Below are 21,028 nucleotides of genomic sequence, written 5' to 3'. Positions count from 1 at the left end.
GGCAGATAATTGCAAATAGATAAAAAAGGAGGAGGGAATAAAATATACTTTTTCCAGAGATGAAAATATATTTTCTTATCAGAATCCCTCACAATTATTAATCCATATGCGATAGGACCAACATCATATCTAGAACATTTACAATATTATCCTGATTCACATCCCATAGTGGATAAGGATATGCAGTGGTTTCATCGAAATGCTGCTGAACTAGGCCATAATCACTATAGTCAACCATATGATCCTGATTGATATCGAAGACCAGAATGATAACCTCTGTGTTTATTATTTCGAGATCCACAGCATTACCAGTTGGGTCACTGATTATGACATCTTTTAGGACTAGGTCAGATTTCCCACTTGCCTGTTCATCTGTTGTTAGTGTGATGCTGGCAAAAGTTGCTGGTGTTGAGGTATCTGACGCACCGAGAATACAACCGTATGCATCATTGATTTGACCCGAATTTACAGAACCAGCAACAAAAAATGTCCCCATACCACTTTGTTTGAACAAGTTGCCTTCGCTCACATCTGTGATCTGGAACTTAGAACCATCGTAAAGTAGATCAAATTGCATTCCTGCAATATCAACATCTGGAGAAACGAATATATCAATTGTGAAAGTTTCTCCAGGTGCAACAACCTGTGATGATGGTTTTAAAACTACATCGGAAGCAGCTGCAGAAACATTGCTAAGAGCTGCAAACAATGTGATTATAAAAACTACCATGAATACGTTTTTTATGCTAAACATGTTTTCCCCTTTATTTGAAATAACTTTGAGGACTTGATTCTGATCAATAAAATTAAAAATCCCCAATTTACCATTGTGTTGGTGCTATATAAACATTGTGAAAAAATGGCATGTGTCATGCGCACCATCATTATGAGGCCACTCCCCGAATTCGATTGGTTTTCAATAGGCTAAGAAATGAAATTACATAATATTTGCCACCAATGTAATTAAACAAGTAATATATTATTACATGAATATGATTACATTTTAATTAAAATGAAAAGAAAATTTATGAAAAATCTCAGCAGTCGAATCTACAGATATTAAAAAGAAAGAAAAGGGAGATGCAGAATATGCATCTCATTCTACTGTTTCACCGAAGTGATGTGCTACGAGGGTAAGATCCTGGATGTTTACTTCATCATCCTGGTTTACGTCCCAGACAGCATCTAAATTTTGACTGCCCATATTCTGACTCACCAGGGTAATATCCAGAATATTCACCACACCATCCTTATTCACATCCCAACGTGGATGTGCAACAGGTGCTATGTTGTCCGTAGCTACAATGATCGCATCACCCCAGTTGTTAGGCACATCATTGGTTGAGCCTGTCAGACTGCACGAGTCAAAATACTGACGTCCATCAAACCCATTATCCCGATCGTTTATTCCAACGTTCAAGCCGACAGCATCATTCGAAGGTTTCCCGCCAATATCGCTCCAGGGAATCGCGACTTCGATCACGTAACCAGTATCCGTGTCACTTTCGTCACCATTGCTACCCAGCAAAGTTATGCCTGTCATTATGCTACTGGCATACGAGAGATCCTTGCCGCCACCAGTACCCACTTCATCAATTACAGCACCGTTCAGGTTAATGATAAAGTGATAGTCATCTGCCTGCATCACACCGCCATTATCGTGCTGTGTGTCAAGAAATATCTCGACACTGTCATCTAGATAGATATGGCTAACCTCATCCTGACCGGAAGCCTGAAGGTTCGTGTCAGTTACATCAAAGACAAGGTACAAGTAATTGTCATCATGTTTTGCCTTTATCACAGCGGTATTGTCTTCATTAGGATCTCTGCTGGTCGACGCCGTTAGAGTGATACCGGTCACGTCCTGCCAGTCGCTCAGATCACCGTCGACAGTAGCAGTCCCCTGCACTATGTCAAGTGCCTCGATGATGATAGGTTCGTCATTGATCGTAATGGTACGAATGGACGTTACCTGATCGAGACCGTCACTTACAATTGCTTCGATCCTATGAGTACCTGCACTTGTGTTGTCAGTGTTCCAGACATAGTTAGAAGAGGTGCTGCGGATGACGCCATCGATCAGGATGGTGTAACTCAATGCATCCCCATCTGCATCGGATGCTGTTACATCGAGGGAGATGGAATCTCCTTCATCAAAGACTGCACCGCTTACTGGTTTGAATGCGATGATGACGGGTGCATGGTTAACCTCACTTACTGTTGTTGTTACTGTTACAGTGACAGTATCAGAGTCTGTTTTGCCATCAGTATCTTCTACAGTAAGGGTTACTGTATATGTACCTGCGGCATCATAGGAATGCTGCACAACAGTACCTGTCGCATCTTTCTGGATTCCGTTAGAAGCATCGAAATCCCATGCATGGGAAACAATGCCCTTGTCGTCTGTTGAACCCGAACCATCAAAAGATATGGTTTCACCAATAACAACTGTCATACCAGAACCAGCATTGGCAGTTGGTGAGAGATTCGATGGCGCTGACGAAGCCTCTTCTACAGAGAAAGAATGTACAGACCACTCTGAACTTGTAAACTTGATCTGACCCGAAGAATCCGCCTGTTTTGAAGTAAAGTCAACACCGTCCATTTTGATGTTATAATAGCGGTTTGGTTGCAGGTCACCAACAGTGAACACCACATTCTCTCCATCGGTTGATTCGGCAGTGAAATCTACGAGAGTCTCGCCCTGTGGAAGAGATGTATCATATTTGTTCACTTCTACATTTACAGGTCCCGTAGTCGGATGGGCATACATCGGATACGTGTTTACGGTCAAATACCTATCACTAGATTCAACCTTGATCGATGAAGCATCAACGTTAGATACGGTAATAGATTCGTCATCACTGACCATAATGGCATTGGACGAATCTACTACAGAAATAGCACCAATTGGGTAAACGCGGAACAGGAATGTTTTGCTTTGCTCACGTGGCAAATTGTCTCCAATTATTATTGGATTTTTAAAAGTACCACTATATATCCAGAAATCATAATTTCTGACATTCGATAAAGTATTATTGGTAATGTAGATATTCTGATATATTGACTCCTCGCCCCAGAACAGGACACCATAGTCAACATTTTCTATGACGTTATTTCTAAAATATATATTGTAAACACGAGCATTCTTGTCATAATTTGCGTCGTTAAATGAGGACAACATTAATGCTCTGCCATTTATATCCTCGAATTTGTTATATTCTATAACGACATCTTCTGAATTAAAAATTTCCAGAGGTCTTGGCTGATCATGGAAATAGTTGTTGCGTATTATTATGTTGTCAGTATCACCATTATGAAGATATAACCCAACCTGTTTCGGACCTGAATAATCAGATGTGAAATAGAGTTCATTGTCTTCAACTATTACATCATTTATTCTTGTATGAATGTCGAGCAGATTATGGCCAGAGTTAGAGATATCATTGTTCCTGATAACATGATTATACATTATCTCTGTACCCATCTGATTAAAATAATGAATCCCATGTTCAACACAATTGGTAATAACATTATTTTCTACTAAGGTATCACTTGTATGTGTCCGGAAATCAATTCCCTCAAGATCCATGTTCGAAAACTTAGAATTTCTGATAACAAGGTGGCTATTATGTTCAGCAAGATAACCTGTATAACCGTTGGTAACAGTTATTCCATCTATCGTAATCCAGTCTTGATAAGATGTCTTGATCATAGCTACTCCTGAGGGACCGTTGCTCATAGTTGGGTTTCCGTCGTATGCTTTCACCGTAACAGGATTGCCAGGTGTACCCTGCAGACCGTGTGCCCAAAAATCCAATATTTCTCCTGACCAGGTTCCGTCAGACATGTATAAGGTATCACCTGCACCCATTAAGGATAGAGCATGATCCAGGGATCTTACAGATTGTTCGTGGGTTAGACCTGTGTGTGCGTCATCACCCCAAGTAGCAACATAGTAGTCAGTTGCACTTGCTGTACCGGACAAAGCTAATAGGATACAAACTGCATAAAGGATATTTCGTAAAAAATATCTAGAATTCTTCGTGCCTTGTAAAAAGCTATGTTTTGTTTTCTCGGAATAAATTTCGTTTTTGAGATCCATCATGTAATTCCCTTAATAAATTATTCATTTGTAAATAATAAAACAGAATTGTGGACATAGTTATAATTAGTATGACCATTGTTTGGAGAAATTTGACCACAAACCAGACAGAATATGAACGGAACATGGCCGACATAACTTTCTTCCCCAATGATCGCATAAGAGTTAGTCTCGTGATTAGTATTTATATTAGTAGGAACCATTGTGCAGGTTCCTGCTTCTTCATAGCTATGCTGCAACACCATACCAGTGGTATCTTGCTGAAGTCCACTGTCAGAGTCAAAATTCCATATATCAGATATGATGCCGCCGTCATCATAGGAACTCGAACCATCAAAAGATGCTGTCTAGCCAAGAACGATATAACTGTCTGAGCCAGCATCGGCGGTCGTTGAAAAATATGAGGAATAGGTAGTTTCTTGTACAGAGAAAGAATGTTCCCTTGACCACTCTGAACTTGTGAACTGGATCTGACCCGAAGGATCTGCCTGTTTTGAAGTAAGATCAACACCATCCATTTTGATGTCATAACAGTGATTTGGTTGCAGGTCATCAACAGTAAACACCACACTCCCCCCATCGGTTGATTTAGCAGTGAAATCCACGAGGATCTCGCCTTGTGGAAGAGATGTATCATATTTGTACACTTCTACATTCACATGCCCCGTAGTCGGATGGGCATATATCGGATACGTGTTTATGGTCAAATAGGCATCAATAGATTCAACCTTGATCGATGAAGCATCAACGTCACATACGGTAATAGATTCATCATCACTGACCATAATGGCATTGGAAGAATCAATTAAAGAGATAGCCTCACTCGGATAAACGCGGAACGTGAATGTTTTACTTTGCTCACGTGGCAAATTATCTTCAAGTATTATTGGATTTTTAAAAGTACCACTATGGATATAGAAATCAGAATATCCTATATTCAATAAAGTATTATTGATAAAGTAGATATTCTGGTATATCGAATCCTCACCCCAGAACATGACACCATAGTCAGCATTGTCTATAACATTGTTTCTAAAATATATATTGAAAACACGAGCATTCTTTTCATAAGATTCGTCGCTAAATGAGGACAACATTAATGCCCTACCACTTATATCCTCGAATTTGTTATATTCTATAACGACATCTTCTGAGTTAAAAATTTCCAGAGGTCTTGGCTGATCATGGAAGTAGTTGTTGCGTATTGTTATGTTGTCAGTATCACCATTATGTAAATAGAGTCCAACCTGTTCCAGACCTGAATAATCATATGTGAAATAGAGTTCATTGTTCTCAACTATTACATTACTTATCCTTGTATGAAGATCGATCAGATTATGGCCAGAGTTAGAGATATCATTGTTCCTGATAACATGGTTATACATTATCTCTTCATCCAACTGGTTATAATAGTGAATGCCATGTTCACCACAATTGGTAACAACAGTATTCTCTACTAAGGTATCACTTACCTGCCTCCAGAAATTAATTCCATCCATACGCATGTTCGAAAAAGTACTATTTTGGATAACAAGGTGACTATTCCATGCAGCATGATACCCTTGATAACCGTTGGTAACAGTTATCCCATTTATCGTAATCCAGTCTTGATAAGATGTATCGATCATATTTGCTTGCGAGGGACCGTTGCTTAGGGTTGGGTTTCCATCATATGCTTTTACTGTTACAGGATTGCCAGACGTGCCCCCCAGATCATGCCCCACAAAATCCAATACTTCTCCATACCAGGTTCCGTCAGACATGTATAAAGTATCACCTGTACCCATTAAGGATAGAGCATGATCCAGGGACCTTACAGATTGTTCGTGCGTTAGACCTGTGTGAGCATCGTCACCCCACGTGGCAACATAGTAGTCATTCGCACTTGCCGTAGTGGATAAAGCCAACAATATAAGAATAATACAAAATACATTTATTGAAAGAGATTTTACTGTATTGATATTTTGTATTGATCGAAAACATAATATTTCTGAACAAAATACAGGTTTGTTATATCTTTTCATAATAACCCCCAAAAAGACAAAAGTATCCATAATCAGGCGATTTTCATCTACTTACAACTCATAAAAAAATGTTGGTAAACAATATAATGGTTTTTGTATCATCCATAAATTAATAGCTTTTGAAATATAATTTTCGACTATTATCTCAAATTGAATCGATGAATAGCGTACCCCATTTATTTAATAAAAAGGTTTCTATTAAAAAATTATTTTTAAATGTTTAGATATATTAAGAGTTATATTCCATATTCATAAAAACAACATCATTCACCCGAAATATCTATTAAGAGAAGAAGCTTGACCGCAGTAATAAATATACATTCTTTGTTATTAAATTGTTTATTTATGACCAAAAATCAACTCATATATAACTAAAGTTGGCTTAAATTTACTGTTTTGATTTTCCCCTGGCGGTTTCCACGATAAATGTCAAATTCGAAATATATTTTTTGATAGAGGTTTTCGATTAGAAAATCTCGATGAATTTTTTGACATATTTTAAACTCTCAAATTCATATCATACCAGCCATATGAATAGCTATACAATAAACCCGATCATAATAGCACCACAAATACCCCAGTCCGACCACACCCCCAAGGTTTCATATTGCCTTTTTCCACGATAATTTCAAGAGGTAGGTATTGGACCTGCGAATTCAATAATGTCAAATTTGGAACTATGCCATTGTTCTTAATTTGATTTGCATTTTGCTCGACTCAAACAGACTAAGCGCACATATACTAGTATTGAAAATCAAACTTAGATTGTAATGGATTGATCATCGAATACGTCCGATCATTCGGAGGTAGTTACAAATGAAGAAAATAGCAGTCATAGGATCAGGTAACGTTGGCTCTACCACTGTTCAGCGTCTTGCCGAACTTGAGCTCGGGAACATTGTTATGACCGATGTTGTCAAGGGTCTGCCCGAAGGGAAAGCACTTGATATTCTACAGGCCGCCCCTGTTCTGGGATACAATGTGGACATACTGGGCACGACCAATTACGCTGACATTGCGGATTCTGATGTTGTTATCATTACCGCAGGAATTGCCCGGAAAAAGGGAATGATACATGACGACCTGATGAAGATAAATGCAAATATCATAAGAGATGTATCTGAAAATATCTCGGAATATGCACCTGAAGCCATAGTTATAACGGCCTCCAATTCACTTGACGTAATGACCTATGCCACACAGAAATATACAGGACTGGAACCTGACTGAGTATTTGGAATGAGTGGAGTACTTGATTCAAGTCGTTTTGCAGCATTCATTGCAATGGAACTTGGAATTTCAGTACAGGATGTTTCTGCACTTGTACTTGGAGGACATGGTGATTCCCTCGTAGCATTGCCACAATATACCACAGTATCAGGAGTTCCGATATCAAAAATGCTTCCAGAATAAACGATTTCCAGGCTGATACAGCGCACCATCAACGCTGGAACTGAAATTGTTGAATATCTTAAGACAGGCAGTTCTTTCTATACCCCGGCAGCATCCATTGCCACAATGGTAGAAGCCGTAATGAAAGATCAAAAGCGAGTTATTCCTGCAGCCGCTTATTTGCAAGGAGAATACAACGAGAGCGATCTATATCTAGGGGTACCTGTGATATTAGGTAAGAACGGCGTGGAAGAGGTCATCGAACTTGAATTGACAGAAAACCAGCAACAGGCATTTTCAAGATCGGCTAAGTCTGTGCGTGAAGGGATAGCAAAGTTAAAACTGTAATGTACAAGGATATGCATCACATATCTTTCAATCCCTTTCTATCGAATACTATTTTTATAGGATTATGCATATAAATTCCTGATTTCGACATATTAGATACACATGATTTCCAGGTTCAACCAAAGGAAGTTGAATTAATAGTTGATCGAGCTGATCATAATTTCCGCTTTGCTGATGTTTCCTGTATATGCTGCACTTGAATATATTCAAAAATAGAAAACTAAAAAGAGATTTATAGGATAATTAGTCGATTATCCATATTTTGATCCTACTATTATCATAGACACTTATTTTTTTCTCATATACTGATTCAAATACAGGTTCAGGATATTTAGTGTCCATTATAAGGTAAGAAATATCATATTTGCTGTATATCTCTCTGGAGGATCTGTAATCTATATTTTCCTGTATCAAGATCCAGTTGACATTTCCATCTGTTGAATGAAAATCTCCCGCAAAATAAGGATTGTCAAAATAATATGAAGTGGATAATGGAGACCTCTTTTGTACATCAATTTCAGAAAAATTCACAAATCCATACGTGAGAGCTGATATCGAATCTAAAAGTACCCTTGGACTTCCATCTGATATGGCCATAAACCGACGCATCGTTCTATCACCGTTCCCGAAAGCTCCAGCTGTATCATCAATATATTGATTGGCCCATTTTGCAGAAACATATGTTTTGTCATCCATCACCCATTCTTCCGCCGATTCTCCAGTACGCCAGTGATTATAAAAGCCCGAAAATGATACCGAACAAATAAGTAATAATATTGCGAATGTTTTAAAATGTTTGGATGGCACATTAAGAATATTAGTTAGAGCAATGCTAACCAAAAATATTGAGAAGATCAGATAAACAAAATGCCCATAGATATCAGAATATATAATTGGTAAAAGAAATGCGCATAACAATAGAATGAACGCCTCTTCTTTTCTCTTAGGCTGTTTCAACAGCATGTAAACCAAGCCACCAAAAACTAATAGGGTCAATGGTCCCACATGCCTTACTTGAACTATGAATATTTCCAGTATCCAATCATACCTGGAACCTGCAAAAGGTACTAGGCTTCTTTTGAAAAATGGAAGTAGCATGAAGAAGAAAAACAATGCAGTGTAACCTATTGTCTGAATATTGGAAGGTATTCTTATTCTATTTCGGGTCAATAACAAAAATACCATCAATCCAAGAGATAATGCTGCAAAATAAGAGAACTTATGAATGCTAAATAGTAAAATTAATAACATCAGTAACAGCGTACCTATTTTTAGCCTTGAACCTTGCGAAAATTTCAATAGCAAATATAAGAACAAAGGAAATAGTGCAATAAAAGGACCTCTTGTACTGACCTCCCATGTAGTAAAGATCAATACCCCCTGGGACACTGAAAAAAGAAAAGCAAATACATATTTAAAGATCGAATCTGGATAGATCATATTTCCAAGTAAATAAGAGGTAAATAAGCTAAAAATACCCAATACTAAAGAGAAAACTAAAATCGTGATTTCCATATCAATATTTGCAAGTTGGGAAATGCCAGACAAGAAATACGGAATCCCACTTGCATATGACAATGGGTATAAACCAAAGATGGAAAGCCAACTTTCCCACCAGTTGGCCTGCCCATACATCGTGATCGAGTTGGCAAGGGAATGAACAAAAAAAGAATCGCTCCCTTTTTCATGGGATATAGAAGGGATCCTTATCACTATATTCAGCACTATAAGGAGTGCAAAAATTGTCACCTTGTTTTTCGGTGGATTATCTTTAAACATAATATCTCCTTCAGTCTGGTATTCCGATAATAATCGATCACTTCTTTGTCATCAATTCTGGGTGCCCTTTTAAGATACTCTGTGAAGTAGCCTAGCATATAAGGTATGCCCACGCCATTTTTATGAAAATCATCTTTGCTCCATAAAAGTTTTACCCCTTTTAGTAAAATATGCAACGGTGTAAATCCGATATGATAATTGTTGGAACCCATTTTTTTGTATCCGATCCATTGACCTTCAGCACCTGCGAATGGTCTTAAAGATATCATTTTTACGTCATCGAACTTTTTTGTTTCCCATCCCCTAAGTTTAGCTTTTACAATCGCAATGCTGTCAGGGCTACAGGTTAAAAGATATCCACCCGTCTCTTCAAAGCATTTTTTATTCCATAACCTGGCACCACCTGTTGGCAGATCTTCACGATCCCTATCCCACAGTATTTTGCCATTAACAGTAGAGCCGATACGACCACTACAGATACCAAGTTTAGGATTCATTTCAAGCTCATTCATTAGATATTCAAAATAATTATCGTCAAGTACAACATCTGAATCCGCGACCCCGACATGATCATATGAGATATTGTTGTTATCACAATATTCCAGTGCATGGTCGAAACCCACGCGATAAACATGTGCAACGTGGATCCCCAGATCTCTTGGAGTTTCATCCAGTCGTACGGATCTTATCCAGTCATGAGACATGGTAAGTTCTTGTAATATTTGAGGAGTTTTATCCGTGCTACCATCATCGACTATTACCCATAACTCTGGTTTCATCTTCTGGTTGATCACCGACTCTGCAAGTTTTGGCAAACTGTATTCTTCGTCTTTACAAGGCGTCACCAAAATATATGTTCTCATACTCATATGTCATTTATCCTTATAAACTAAAAGCCATATACATTCGAATTCCCTTAGCAACACAGGTTTCAGCCATAGATCATAGACATACACTCCACCCTTCTTCACCAACAAAATTTCATTGATGATCGCAGGATCATTGTTTCCTCGAGTGTCCAGACAGTCATTAATGCAATAATCCCCATTGTTGCAATAAGACTTGTTCCGATTATAATTATATCTTCAAAACCCTTCTTATAGTTTTGGTTTCCTCACTTGAAAATATTCGTAGCACTACTAAAGCCACCCCATAAGTAAGTGCTCCTGAGATCACTATTAAAAACAGGTTGATACTTACAAAATTATTCAGATAATAAACAGGCATAGCCATTAGCAAGCACGCCAGCATGGGCTTAACGAATATCCTGAATATCCCTGGAGTGACTAAATTTGTGGAAACAAAATAAAGACTCATAAATAATAATATCAATTCTGTTACGACCGTTGTGATACTTGCTCCATAATAGCTATACTTAGGGATTACCAAGTAATTGAGTAAGATATTTGCCACAACACAGACACCCATACTCAAAGTGTTCAATCCTTGCTTATTAATTGATGTTAACAGACTCGTTAAAGATAAATTCACAGATACGAGGAAAACCGACCATATTAGTATTTCGAGTGCAACTATTGAACCCGCAAAGGATTGATCATAAATAAGGAGTATGATCCGATCAGCGATAAGAGCAGTTCCCACTGTAATTGGCAGCATAAGTATTACAAGGAACTTGAAACCCATCTCATAGTATTTTATCAAAGTGTCCTTTGAACTTGTAAATGCTCTTGACATAACAGGAAATAATGAGATGACAATTGCATATGGGACCAAACCTAATGGTTCGCATAATTTATATGCAGCCGAATACAGGCCTACGGCATTATCACCAATCATAATGGAAAGCATCAGTACATCTATCCGATGGTATATTATGAGGAACACACTGGAGAATGCTATTGGAAGAGCTTCTTTGAACAAATGTTTCCACAATGTGAGATCGATCTCGAACTTGACCCTAACAAATCTTTTCACAAAAAAATAATTTAACAAGGCTTTCAATACCTCTGAAAATAGGAATACAAGCATTAACTGATATAAGGTGCCATGCATAGCAATTATGAAGAAGATAAGAGAAGCAGAAACTATTTTAGATATAAGTTTTGCTATTATGTCGTATTCCATTTTCAGTGTGGTTTGATACACCGAACGGCAGTTATCGCTAAATGAGATGAACAGCAATGTGAATGATATCAGATACACGTATGTGGTCGTGTCTACCGGATAATCCATCAATGATATGAGTGATATTGACAGAAGAATAGAAAATACAGAGAGTATTATTTTAATAATATATGCATTTCCAAGCATCTTTGCCATGCTTTCAGTATCTCTTGACATCTCTCGCACAAGTATTTCACTGAGGCCAAAATCAATAACTATGCCAAAAAATGCAATGTAGGCAAACACAAAATTGTATTTCCCAAACTCATCGACCCCCAAGTATTTTGCGAGATATATTACAACAACTAAAGAGATCAACCTGAAAAGCAGATTCCCCACCAGCAGGACCCCTGTATTTTTGGCTACCTTATCAACTGTGCTCAATATTTCACCTATTCTCTAATTAATGATCGTGGTTCTAAATTACTGAATTGGGACCCGGAATGACAATAGTTCACCCAATGTCCAAATTATGATAGGTAAGCTTTTCAAGATATTCGCAAACGTTGGTAAGTCCTTCTACAAAAAAATAACTAGCACATACGATATTAAAGAAGAACATTATAATATTTTACAATATAATTCATAACACTTTTTGCACACCTTGAAAGTAAGGGGTTTATTTATTTTTGTATATGTACCATAGTTTACTAATGTCCCTCCAAATTGTTTTTTGAAATTTCGGACAGTATACTTTACTTTCGGACTGCCAGCTCCTCCAAAATCAAAAGTAGAGTAACCGTTCTTAGCACCCCATGATAGTATATTCCAGACTAAATATTCATTAGGATGCAGATGCAAGTATTTACGTGATGAACACGCATACCAATCATAAATGGTATTATTATAATTAAGCGTAAGTATTCCAGCGATTGGTAAACCATCGTAAATTGCCAGATAGATCTTAGACAATCCTTTTGGTACTAGTATGTTATAGACGTTATAGAATAACTTAAAATCTTTAACTGGTATCTTGGCAGTTTCTGAAGTTTCTGACAAAAGGTTATAAAAACTTTTTAACTCATCGTAATTTTCTACTTCCTTGATCACCAAATTATTTTTTTGAGCTTGTCTAATACCATTACGTTTCTTTTTTCCCAATGAACTCCATAACTCCTCCTCAGTTCGGTTCAAGTCAATTAAGAAATTTAAATTATCCTCGTAATTATAATCACATGAGCATAATAAATCTGACATGGCAGCATTAGAGTTTGAATATATTCGATTATAAAGGGATCCTCTTTTAGTAATTTTATCATGCTTGTTAATGAGTGCAAGGGCTGCACTTTTACCACATTCGCTATTTACCCAGAGGGGAGCATCGCGAATCGTTATGTGGGAAGAAAGGTAACCAATTTCACTTATTTCTGTAAATTTGATGCTTACCAACGATGCCAGAATTTCATCGTTATCATCAACTACCGCCAAAGCCAGTGGTTCACAATCAGGCACACCATGATAGATATCAAGCATGTGACCTGTTTGGAAAATAGTAGCATACTTGTTTTTAGAGACAAACTTATTTAGCATGTCCTTTTCTGGTTTTATTATGCTAAATTCTGTCATTGAACTCCCTTTTGGTCATGAAACTCAATGGTATCAACAATAAAATCGACAACGTCTATAGTGTCGCTTAACATTTCATCTTTTTTTGATCTCCATCCATCTTTTTTTGATCCATTCCCCAGTATCTCAATCGCTTCTTTCAGTGCCAGACCCTTATCAGGAATCGTATAAACAAGTCCATATTTTTGCTCAAGCTCGTTAAGATAACCCCTTTGATTATTGGAAACATAAATCGAAGGTACTCCAAGTACAGCGGCTTCCGAAGCCATAGTTGCACCTTCACTAATGCACAGTGAAGCATGATAGATTATATTATGCAGGTCTTTGGGGTCAATTTCAAGCTGATAATCCTTAATTGTTTGCCAATCTGAGAGCTCAGAGGAGATAATCACTTTTCCATACTTTTCAAGCACAGAGATATATTCTTTTAATTCTTTTTCCGCCTTGAAATTAAAACCTTTTGCATGTAGATCATGATGTGAGGAGAGAGCAGATAGACGAACCAATATATATCCTGCTTTTAAACCATATTTAGTCAACACATTCTCATCAGGTTTAAAATATTTGGGGTGAAGGTATGCTAACTCATAATAGCCTCTGAAACGTGTCTGTTTTGGTCCAAGGTCCAGATAGAACGACGTCGACGTGTAGATCCTATCTGTAAATGGAAAGGCAAGTTTTGTGACCAGCCCTGCTATTTCAGTATCTGAAAATGCCAGATGCGGCTTCCCCATCAATCTGCTAACATGTGCTGAATAAGGAGAACCCGGGCTTACAAAAATATCAGGTTTGAACTGTCTTGCCATTTTGTACAAAAGTAGATCATTAGCAAGAACACCAAAAGCTTTGCCCGGCATTGTCTTATAATGTTTGCAGAGTTTATATTCAAAACCATTCTCTTCCAGCATTTTCCTGGTGCTTTCTTTAGCCCGTGCAAAGATTTTAATTTTATGTCCCCTCTCCTGAAGTAATCGAATCACATTACTGAACACATTTACATCTTTAGGATGACCAATATCCAATAATACATTCAATTCGCTTCCACCTTCTTTGCAGGAACACCTGTTACAATAATATAATGATCAATATCTTTTGCAGCAGCTAACCCCGCACCAACCAGCACCGCACCAACTACATACCCAGTTCTAATTGATAGATTTGGCAGCATAATTGCCCCCTATTTTAAGGTTACCTAATATATGATCTTGCTCTTTATAGCTTTTATAGATGGTCCAATTTTTGACAAAAATGGGCCTGAGGTAGCTACAAAGATAACACCTGGTTATACGTAACCCCTACCATACAACAAGATGAACTCAATCAAGCAGATTGTATATAATTGTTTATTCCCTCTAATATATACGTTATCCCCAACATGGCAATTACATGCTCTTAACAATATGATCCTAAACTATTTAATAGGAAATCTCGGAGCAATCGTTTTTCATATTATTGAAAACAAATCTCATCGAATACAAATTTTTATGATCTTACATATATTATCAAGTTCTTTTTTCCCCAAGGTATAATGGTTAGGCATAACAAGTAGCCTCTTTGCTACATTTTCAGTAGCAGGGCAATCCCCCTCATATCCATAACTCAATTTTGCTATTTCTGGTGTCGCACTAAACAGCATGATCGTATCAAATCCTGCTTTTCTGAGCGCTTCGCTCAAGTTGTCCCTCACAGAAATGTTTTTAAGCTGTATTGGAAAAAGGAAATAATTACAGTAGGTTTCCGAACGCTCAACTGGAAGTATTAGATCAAGATCTTTTAGTTGCTCTATTAAATAAAGGGAATTATTCCTAGTTTTATCCACTTTTCCCTGAAAATCCTTTATTTTTTTTGTAATAACATGAAGATCCGTGTTCCTGATCTTTGTTTTACTAAATGAGCGTTTGTTCATAATATCAATCTTTTCTTCGATCCTACTACCAAGTGGCAAAGAAAACAATCCAAACCAAGGTCTGTGATACAGTAGTGAGCGTGCATACGTTATTGTTGCATGCTTGATCTCGTCAGTAATTGGAAGAAGGGGTAGCTTTTCAATCTCATCCCCTATATTTGATGCAAGTTGAAGATCCTTAGTAGTGATCATTCCACCTTCACCTGCGGAAATATATTTCCCAGTTCTGAAACTAAAAAATCCAGCAGTTGCAATTGTTCCAACAAGCCTCCCTTTGTACCTGCTCAACAATGCATGAGCACAGTCCTCGATCACCGGCTTGTCCCCTGCAACCTTCAATATCCCCTCAAGGTCAGCAGGACGACCTAAGGCATGGACTACAACAACAGCAGCAAGATCATCTATTTTTTTATTCAGATCTTGTGGATCAAGAGTATAATTATCAGGCTCAATGTCAATAAATACTGGATTATGCCCAGCATGTATTATCGCATCGAAGTCACTTGGGCACGTATATAAAGAAACACCAATGTTTGAGTTCTCAGGCAAATTCAGAGCTTTTAAAATGATATAAAGGGAAGTGCGACCGCTATTTGTGTAATTGATGGATACATCTGCAAATAGATTTGCTATCTCGCCAACATCTGATCTCTTATCTAGATGTAACATTGATGATAGGAAATCCCCAGTATAATAGTCAATGTTAAATCTGGGAATTAATCTGGGGTTGGGTTTAATCGAATTCATTTTTAATATTGGTTTTAGGTCAATTTTATAAGTACATATCGATGTTAGAATTGCCCACATTTCAATTTCTTGTATATACCATACCCAACTTCAGCAATTCTATTCTTGAACTTGTCATGTGTTTTCTCATACCTACCGAAATTCACTTCCTTTCCGCCAAAACGTCTTTTGAATTCCCTTACACCATATGGTTTGCTCGGATGACCTGCACCACCAAAGTCAAATGTCTTATATGTACCAGCATTTTCTTTGAGAACACACCAGACAAGCGCTTCGTCCACATACTCCACCTCTTTTTTTGATCCTGCATACCAGTCATACACCAGATCATTATATTTGAGCACTACCCGGGTACCTACAGGCATCCCGTCCTGAATCGCCATATAGAAATCAGCCATGCCTGTTGGCGCAAATAAATTATATACAGCCCGAAATAAAGAAATATCTGCAATAGGCATTCGAACATTCCTATAAGTTTGTTCAATCAAATTATAGGAATCTACCAATTCAGCATCATTCTCGATCTTCTTAATCTCTATACCAGCTTTTTCTGCTCTGTTGATACCTTTTCGGCGTGATTTATGAATACTTTGCCACACAGTATCAGCAGTCCTGTCAAGGTCGATCAGATAGTTCAGATGGTCACTATATGTATAACCCAGAGATTCCAGCATCTGTTTAGATTCCTGTATATCCCATATGTTGCGGATCTGGGTATATATTGCCTTCTTTTTCATCAAAGCATTATATTGACCCATCAAAACAGAAACTGCCTCAGTACCCTCTCTACTTTCAAAAGCAAGAGGACCTCCATGTATTACAGAACGTGCTGAAAACGAACTTCCAATTCCACGAATTTCACATATGACAGCTGCCTGTACTACCGCAAAGATATCTCCAGACACGGTATCTACCGCAGCCAAAGATACAGGTTCGTAGTTCTTTGCCTGTCTGTAGACCTCGACCATCTCAGTGGTTTGGAAGATATTGCCATGTGGGTGATCGCTTACGAAATTGTCCCACTGGACCTTATCGAATGAATCTGTGATCTCGATCATATCTCAGCACACATCCCCACCAGGATCACAAGGACTTCCTATTCCTGTACCAGACAATTCCAGCCTTACCGATATTTTTGATGTTCTGCAAGAGGATCTCTTTTGTCCATCCAAAAGTATCGTCACACCATCTGTTAGGATGTGCCAGGATGCACAACTGCGGGACCTCTTCACTTTTGATAAGTTCGATCAAATCTTTCGTAGAGGCTATTTTTCCAACAAAGCCGGAATTTGCTCCAGATCCACCAGAATTCAGCACATCCTTAACGCGGATGTTCAGATCTGCCCAGGTCCTGCCAGTGTCAGTCAGGTACATTACCTTATTGTAGTCTATAGAAAGATAGGGTTCACCTAAGATCCCGAATTCCTTGAAATCGTATTTCTTCCAGATATCACGATTCAACCACTGAGACAAGGGATTTCCATGCATGCAAACCGTAGTTACTTCTTCCACGTCTCTCAATTCATTCAGTTCCTTTTCGAAGATATTGATGGCTTTTTTCATATCCCCCTTAGCCTTATCCAGAACTTCATAATGGAACCCTATTTCATGCCCCAGATCTGCAATCGCATGCATGTAATCTGGCTTAAATACTTCATCGGTGTGTCTGAAGTAATACGTAGACCTAATGCCATATTCATGCTCAAGTTGTGCCATATCAAGCGAACGTTTCACAGCACGATCCACGTCATGGCGAAGAATTACACATCGATCCGGCACGTATTTGAGATAATCGCATACGGAGGTTGCGGTGTACTCCGTATTAGTGATGGCTTCAAGGAATTGTCCGTACATTGATAATGTGAAATCTCTCACAATTATTTACCCCCAATGAACAAATATTATATTTCACAATTGAACCGTTCAGACGATATAAATCGAATGATCAAGCTTTCATATTTTAAATTAGCTGTTTCTAGTATTTATATATGCACAGATACTTTAAAGTTAAACAAAGCATAAACAGTACTTTAATATACATTAATTGACAAGTAAAACATATAAATGATAAACGAAAATAAGAATGTATTTCTCATACTCCTTATACTTTCATTGTTCACAGGAGCCACAATAGAGTTCAGCGAAGGCTCTACGTATGTTGGTATATTCTTGATCTTAGCTGCTGCAGCCCTGGTCACACGCATACGTTTGACAGAGACCAGAACAATAGAAAGTTCAAAATTGTACATTTCCATAGGTACTTTCATTGCTTTTGCAGATATATTCTATAACTTTAGGACCAATAGCCAACTTGGCACACTTGATACTATGGTATTCTTTTTAGGGATATCACTCATAGCTTTTGGAATAAACAACCACCAACTTCGCCGTATGGGAGAGTTTGGTGCATACATAGCAGGCATATTTACTTTTTTGTACTTGATATTCTATACATTGTTTGGTGCATTAGAAATCAAGTTTTTCCATCTGTTTGATCATTACTTTGTTCTATTACCAACAGTAACTGTCATTAAACTGGCAGGAATACCCATTGAAGTAGTTGCAACTGAGGCTGTGAAGCTCAGTGGTGTTGAAGATATGACTATAGTGATAGGCGGACCATGCTCCGGATTATATTCAATGTTCCTACTGATAGGAATTGTTGCTGGTTATAGTCGCATAGAGAAAATGAATTTTAGTAAGACATTATATTTGCTAGGATTTGCTGTTGTAGTTGCCTATATCGCAAACCTTGTGCGAGTAATAATCCTTTACATAGCTGCATACTCATATGGGACTGAGGTTATGATGTCGGTCCACACACATATAGGATGGATCATTTTTGCCATCGTTGCAGGTGGTATAATGTACATCATGAATCTAAAAACAGGAAACAACATAAATAAGAACAAACTCTAAATCGGTTTTCGTTAAACATTAAATTTTGTCCTGAAAACCAAGAATTCAATAGCCATGGCAAAATTTATTATCCCCCATGGCCACCTATGATCATTGCCACGATTTGTAATGATTGTAGATTCTGCCTTAGATTACATATAGAAATTATTAAATCATTATGTTACATACATTTATATGAAGATCATGTCATCGGCCAAGTTAAGATACGTGGAAGAAAAAGATTTTGCAAATATTGCTGAGTTCCTGGCAGAAGGTTTCCAATCAGACTCACTTGATGTTTGGAAAAATCGTATATATACATGGTGGGTAGAGAATCCGAGCATGGATCCAGGCATTCCATATGGTTGGGTTGTCGAAAAAAATGGTGAGATCGTTGGATTCTTTGGAAATATTCCTGTGAAATATCAGATCAACGGATCAGAGGATATAGCTTTAGCAGGCATGCCATTCTATGTAAAACCTTCAATGCGTGGAATTACAGGTATCCAGTTACTGCATGCGTTCGCCAAGCAAAAAAATGTTAAACTACTACTCAATAATAGTCCAAATGAAGCATCATATGGAATTTTTAAAAAATTTGGTTTTGAAGACTTTGAAATCCCTTTCGATGGCATTGAATACTTGTATGTACGCGATTATGGAAAAATGCTTGATTTTTTTATTAAAAAAAGTGTTAGATCCCAACCAAAGTTGTCCATACTGAAAGTTCTATTAGTCCCTACAAAATTGATCTCACCTTTTATTAAATTGATAGAAGATAAAAGAGCAAAACCGAAAAAGTGCAATAACTTCATTTGCTCGTTGTGTAGTGACTGTAATGAATCATTTGCAGAGCTATGGTATAATAATCGGAAAGAGAACTCAACAACATTATACAGAGATGTAGAAACATTACGATGGTTATTTTTCTCAAAGGCTTTTGCTGGCAGAAGGCATGTTATTAAATGTATAGACTCACAGAACAACGAACTCGTTGGATACTTTGTATTTGACATAACATACAAGCATGATGTCAAAGTCATGCAATTAAAAGATATATATATCCCAAAATATGATGAGGGAATAATTCGATCAGTTATCCCTTTTGCAAAAAATCTAGCAAAAAAACATGATGTTGCTGCAGTGAGTTTCTGGCCAATCAATGAGGAAATGAATGAAATATTGAAAAATAAGATCAAAATAAAAAGATCGAACAAGATACCGTACTTGTATAAATTCGTTAATACTGAAGATAAAGACAATGAAATATCCAGTCAATCTGAACTCTTGCTTTCCATTTTCGATCCAAATAGAGGAGTCCTGTAAAATCTGTATGGAAACAAAAAAGATACATCGATTTCCGCTGACATACATTGATCTGAGTAGCGATGAAAATATATTTCCGAAAACATTAAAAACAGTTTGAATAAAGAAATTGATCTCACTGACATCAAACATCAAGAATTTCTTATTAATAACAGATACATATTATCCGTTACTTTTACTTCAAATAATTACAAGATCAATATAAGCTAGCTACAAAAAGGCATGCAACCAGTAGATAGCGAAACACTCATAAAAAGTATATAAGTATTAGTTTCTGAAATTGTGACTATTCAGCCCATACAAAACCACATCAATGAGCCTTGTTGGAGTTATTAATGGCGTACATGTTATGCACACATTCGGATTCACAATATGTCAAATCGTGGCGACTGATTGTTATTTTGACATGTCTTGTCCGATGGTGAGCGCGCATACGGGTTGCACAAAAATCAACATCGACCGATTGACTAGGGTAGGCTGAATAGTTACCTGAAATTTATAAATAGAAATTAATAATAATTTCAATTAAAATATTATGGATTGATCTTCAACAGATAAAAGAAGTTGTTTAAAATAACGGCTCTGTAGAAATCCTCATTTGAATAATAAAACTAACCCTGGCATACCTGTCAAGGTTATGTACTAATAATTTGGGCATTGGTATTTAAGTAGAGTTTTTATGTTATTAGGACCTATATTTATGCATGAACTGTCCCAGGTGCAAGAGCTCCAATCATAAAAAGAACGGTAAAATCGATGGACGTCAACGCTACAAATGCCATGATTGTGGGTATAACTATTCAGTGGAGATTA

15 protein-coding genes and 1 pseudogene are annotated in these 21,028 nt (G+C 37.4%); 4 read left to right on the top strand and 12 right to left on the bottom strand.

The window, feature by feature from the left end; genetic code table 11:
- Positions 1-97: 97 nt before the first annotated feature.
- From KDK67_RS06885 to KDK67_RS06875, 3 genes are all read right to left on the bottom strand, one after another.
- A complete protein-coding gene (locus KDK67_RS06885; RefSeq protein WP_250868073.1) occupies positions 98-754 on the bottom strand; it encodes a cohesin domain-containing protein in 657 nt (218 codons plus the stop codon).
- A 342-nt stretch (positions 755-1,096) separates the two neighbouring features.
- Positions 1,097-3,988, bottom strand: coding sequence for a sugar-binding protein (locus KDK67_RS06880; RefSeq protein ID WP_250868072.1), 2,892 nt, complete (start codon positions 3,986-3,988; stop codon positions 1,097-1,099).
- Between the two features lie 464 nt (positions 3,989-4,452).
- A complete protein-coding gene (locus tag KDK67_RS06875) occupies positions 4,453-6,012 on the bottom strand; it encodes a right-handed parallel beta-helix repeat-containing protein (protein ID WP_250868071.1) in 1,560 nt (519 codons plus the stop codon).
- A gap of 933 nt (positions 6,013-6,945) precedes the next feature.
- Between KDK67_RS06875 and mdh the strand changes: the two are divergent.
- Positions 6,946-7,869, top strand: a pseudogene (gene mdh, locus KDK67_RS06870) (malate dehydrogenase).
- A gap of 243 nt (positions 7,870-8,112) precedes the next feature.
- Here the strand turns inward: mdh and KDK67_RS06865 are convergent.
- From KDK67_RS06865 to KDK67_RS06825, 9 genes are all read right to left on the bottom strand, one after another.
- A complete protein-coding gene (locus KDK67_RS06865) occupies positions 8,113-9,648 on the bottom strand; it encodes a hypothetical protein (RefSeq protein ID WP_250868070.1) in 1,536 nt (511 codons plus the stop codon).
- Complete coding sequence (locus KDK67_RS06860) at positions 9,615-10,511, bottom strand: glycosyltransferase family 2 protein (RefSeq protein WP_250868069.1); 897 nt, start codon at positions 10,509-10,511, stop codon at positions 9,615-9,617. The genes KDK67_RS06865 and KDK67_RS06860 overlap by 34 nt, the downstream gene beginning before the upstream one ends.
- 214 nt (positions 10,512-10,725) lie before the next feature.
- Positions 10,726-12,156, bottom strand: a complete 1,431-nt coding sequence (locus KDK67_RS06855) for a flippase (RefSeq protein ID WP_250868068.1) — start codon at positions 12,154-12,156, stop codon at positions 10,726-10,728.
- A 177-nt stretch (positions 12,157-12,333) separates the two neighbouring features.
- Positions 12,334-13,338, bottom strand: a complete 1,005-nt coding sequence (locus KDK67_RS06850; RefSeq protein ID WP_250868067.1) for a lipid II:glycine glycyltransferase FemX — start codon at positions 13,336-13,338, stop codon at positions 12,334-12,336.
- Positions 13,335-14,372 (bottom strand): DUF354 domain-containing protein, encoded by a 1,038-nt coding sequence (locus KDK67_RS06845; protein WP_250868066.1) that lies wholly within the window; start codon positions 14,370-14,372, stop codon positions 13,335-13,337. The genes KDK67_RS06850 and KDK67_RS06845 overlap by 4 nt, the downstream gene beginning before the upstream one ends.
- Positions 14,369-14,506, bottom strand: coding sequence for a hypothetical protein (locus KDK67_RS06840; protein WP_250868065.1), 138 nt, complete (start codon positions 14,504-14,506; stop codon positions 14,369-14,371). The genes KDK67_RS06845 and KDK67_RS06840 overlap by 4 nt, the downstream gene beginning before the upstream one ends.
- Positions 14,507-14,803: 297 nt before the next feature.
- Positions 14,804-16,051, bottom strand: a complete 1,248-nt coding sequence (locus KDK67_RS06835; RefSeq protein ID WP_250868064.1) for a DegT/DnrJ/EryC1/StrS family aminotransferase — start codon at positions 16,049-16,051, stop codon at positions 14,804-14,806.
- Positions 16,036-17,049, bottom strand: coding sequence for a lipid II:glycine glycyltransferase FemX (locus KDK67_RS06830; RefSeq protein WP_250868063.1), 1,014 nt, complete (start codon positions 17,047-17,049; stop codon positions 16,036-16,038). The genes KDK67_RS06835 and KDK67_RS06830 overlap by 16 nt, the downstream gene beginning before the upstream one ends.
- A 25-nt stretch (positions 17,050-17,074) precedes the next feature.
- Positions 17,075-17,866, bottom strand: a complete 792-nt coding sequence (locus KDK67_RS06825) for a polysaccharide deacetylase family protein (protein ID WP_250868062.1) — start codon at positions 17,864-17,866, stop codon at positions 17,075-17,077.
- Positions 17,867-18,055: 189 nt separating this feature from the next.
- Here KDK67_RS06825 and artC point away from each other — a divergent pair, with 189 nt between their 5' ends.
- The 3 genes from artC to KDK67_RS06810 all read left to right on the top strand — a co-directional run.
- The gene (gene artC, locus KDK67_RS06820) at positions 18,056-18,910 is read left to right on the top strand and encodes an archaeosortase C (protein ID WP_250868061.1); all 855 of its coding nucleotides are present in this window, start codon (positions 18,056-18,058) and stop codon (positions 18,908-18,910) included.
- A 183-nt stretch (positions 18,911-19,093) separates the two neighbouring features.
- Positions 19,094-20,215: a GNAT family N-acetyltransferase gene (locus KDK67_RS06815; RefSeq protein WP_250868060.1), complete on the top strand. Its 1,122-nt coding sequence runs from the start codon at positions 19,094-19,096 to the stop codon at positions 20,213-20,215.
- 704 nt (positions 20,216-20,919) lie between these two features.
- A partial coding sequence (locus KDK67_RS06810) for a transposase-like zinc-binding domain-containing protein (protein ID WP_420846926.1) occupies positions 20,920-21,028 on the top strand: 109 nt, incomplete at its 3' end.

This window comes from Methanococcoides seepicolus (genome assembly GCF_023684405.1).
In the GTDB taxonomy this organism is placed as follows: Archaea; Halobacteriota; Methanosarcinia; order Methanosarcinales; family Methanosarcinaceae; genus Methanococcoides; species Methanococcoides seepicolus.
The sequence above is the reverse complement of the archived record's forward strand: the minus strand, read 5'-3'. Positions and strand labels throughout refer to the sequence as shown.

Excerpts from the sequence above, each read along its gene's own strand:
- KDK67_RS06885 (WP_250868073.1), bottom strand. The coding sequence starts at position 754 with ATGTTTAGCATAAAAAACGTATTCATGGTAGTTTTTATAATCACATTG.
- KDK67_RS06865 (WP_250868070.1), bottom strand. The coding sequence starts at position 9,648 with ATGTTTAAAGATAATCCACCGAAAAACAAGGTGACAATTTTTGCACTC.
- KDK67_RS06860 (WP_250868069.1), bottom strand. The coding sequence starts at position 10,511 with ATGAGAACATATATTTTGGTGACGCCTTGTAAAGACGAAGAATACAGT.
- KDK67_RS06850 (WP_250868067.1), bottom strand. The coding sequence starts at position 13,338 with ATGACAGAATTTAGCATAATAAAACCAGAAAAGGACATGCTAAATAAG.
- KDK67_RS06840 (WP_250868065.1), bottom strand. The coding sequence starts at position 14,506 with ATGCTGCCAAATCTATCAATTAGAACTGGGTATGTAGTTGGTGCGGTG.
- KDK67_RS06835 (WP_250868064.1), bottom strand. The coding sequence starts at position 16,051 with ATGTGGGCAATTCTAACATCGATATGTACTTATAAAATTGACCTAAAA.
- KDK67_RS06830 (WP_250868063.1), bottom strand. The coding sequence starts at position 17,049 with ATGATCGAGATCACAGATTCATTCGATAAGGTCCAGTGGGACAATTTC.
- artC (WP_250868061.1), top strand. The coding sequence starts at position 18,056 with ATGATAAACGAAAATAAGAATGTATTTCTCATACTCCTTATACTTTCA.
- KDK67_RS06815 (WP_250868060.1), top strand. The coding sequence starts at position 19,094 with ATGTCATCGGCCAAGTTAAGATACGTGGAAGAAAAAGATTTTGCAAAT.